The sequence below is a fragment of the Endozoicomonas sp. ALC013 genome (genome assembly GCF_049310205.1).
Taxonomy (GTDB): domain Bacteria; phylum Pseudomonadota; class Gammaproteobacteria; order Pseudomonadales; family Endozoicomonadaceae; genus Endozoicomonas.
In genome coordinates this window covers 1-1,070 of the sequence record NZ_JBLYNS010000409.1, presented here as the reverse complement: position 1 = coordinate 1,070, position 1,070 = coordinate 1, and the positions used below count along the sequence as shown (strand labels likewise).

The 1,070-nt window shown below is 45.7% G+C and carries 2 protein-coding genes; both read left to right on the top strand.

Annotated features, from left to right (window positions below; translation table 11 throughout):
* The first annotated feature begins 344 nt into the window (after positions 1 to 344).
* Positions 345 to 656 (top strand): transcriptional regulator, encoded by a 312-nt coding sequence (locus tag ACO6V1_RS24180; RefSeq protein ID WP_422449281.1) that lies wholly within the window; start codon positions 345 to 347, stop codon positions 654 to 656.
* Positions 649 to 936 (top strand): helix-turn-helix domain-containing protein, encoded by a 288-nt coding sequence (locus tag ACO6V1_RS24175; protein ID WP_101746508.1) that lies wholly within the window; start codon positions 649 to 651, stop codon positions 934 to 936. Before ACO6V1_RS24180 ends, ACO6V1_RS24175 begins: the two co-directional genes overlap by 8 nt.
* Positions 937 to 1,070: the final 134 nt, after the last annotated feature.

Sequence of the window (1,070 nt, the reverse complement as noted above, 5' to 3'; positions counted from 1 at the left end):
ATCGCTTACACAGTCAGGCGCTGGCAGAAAAGACCGCCAGGCAAATGGATTTCCACTGGCAAAAGGCCTGATAGTATGAAGTACCGCTTTCAGGACAAGATAAACACAGCATCGTAACTATGATACCAGGTGACTGCATACCCTGTCGTACAATGATTTACAGGTTATTCAGATACCCATTGAAAATGGCCTGCCAGAGTACCTTGACTGGGTAAGGGGAGAAACGGTGGTCATCGGCCAGTAGAGATGGTCGGATTCTTCAAGAAAAAGGACTTTTGTACTTACTTGATTGTTGAAACTCCTTTCAGAATTGATTTCATACGGCTTTGCCGTATAATAAATGTATGATTTTTATAGAAACCAGCCGCTTTACCAAATTGCTATCCGGATATTTATCAGATGATGAATACCGGGTATTGCAGTGGCACCTTCAACAGAAACCGGATTCTGGCGATCTTATCAGGGGTAGTGGGGGTGTCCGTAAAATACGATGGGCACCGGATGGAAAGGGTAAAAGTGGTAGTATCCGGGTTATTTATTACTGGAAAAAGAGTGATTTTGAAATCTGGATGTTGACCTTATATCGCAAGTCGGAGCGTGAAAGTATTCCTGGTCATATCCTGAAAAAGATAGCGGAGGCTATAAACGATGAATGAACGAGATATTGGTCAGGAAATCCTCGATGGCCTGAATGAGATCAAGGCATTTAAGGCGGGTAAGGGAAAGCTGAAAACGACCGTCTTATCAGAGCCGTCACCTGCCAAAGAGATCAGGGAAAAGCTCCAGCTGTCCCAGTCGGCTTTTGCTTCTTTTATGGGAGTCAGTGTTCGGACAATCCAGGACTGGGAGCAGGGACGGCGGAATCCTCAGGGGCCTGCAAAAGCTTTGTTGCGAGTTGTCGAACAGCATCCTGAGGTTTTTGAGAATCTCCGTTAATGGGCAGTTTTTATAGGTTGTCGGTGGTGTGCACAACGCAGAAATGGATAAGCCCGGTGTTTTACAATGGATTTACTCTCAGGGAAAACAGGCCAGGTTGAACGCTTCAGTTTGTACCGGCGCTTTCCTGATGA

Bases quoted from the DNA above. Each gene is read 5' to 3' on its own strand.
- ACO6V1_RS24180 (WP_422449281.1), top strand. From the start codon at position 345: ATGATTTTTATAGAAACCAGCCGCTTTACCAAATTGCTATCCGGATAT.
- ACO6V1_RS24175 (WP_101746508.1), top strand. From the start codon at position 649: ATGAATGAACGAGATATTGGTCAGGAAATCCTCGATGGCCTGAATGAG.